Annotated in this window: 1 protein-coding gene; it reads left to right on the top strand. The window is 43.9% G+C overall.

Translation table 11 applies throughout. The annotated features are described in order from the left end of the window. A partial coding sequence (locus R7R24_RS30240; protein WP_318120655.1) for a sugar phosphate nucleotidyltransferase occupies positions 1-524 on the top strand: 524 nt, incomplete at both ends.

Raw genomic sequence — 524 nt, 5'->3', positions numbered from 1 at the left:
ACTACGTATTCGAAGCACAAGTTCTATTTTCTGAACTCGTGGAAGATGCAGACAATGAAGCTTCTTCTCATGATTTTGGTAAAGATATCATCCCGAAAATGTTCCCTCGTGGTGACGTTTTTGTCTATGACTTCAGCACCAACAGAATCAGTGGTGAGAAAGAAGAGGTTTACTGGCGTGATGTGGGTACGATTGATGCGTACTGGCAAGCGCACATGGATCTATTGGAAAAAGACGCGCCATTCTCTTTGTACAACCGTAAGTGGCCTCTTCATACCTATTACCCACCATTGCCACCTGCAACGTTTACCGATTCAGACAATGGTCGAGTGCAGATCATTGATAGCTTGGTATGTAATGGCAGTTATGTTCGTGGTTCTCGTATCGAGAAGTCAGTACTTGGATTTCGCAGCAATATTGCATCCGCGTGTGATATTAGCGAATGTATCCTATTAGGTGACGTAAAAATTGGCGAAGGCTGTGTGTTACGTCGTGTTATTGTCGACAAGGATGCCGATATTGCA

This window comes from Vibrio sp. 704 (assembly GCF_033339295.1).
Note: the sequence above shows the minus strand (reverse complement) of the source record. Positions and strands in the feature narration are given on the sequence as shown.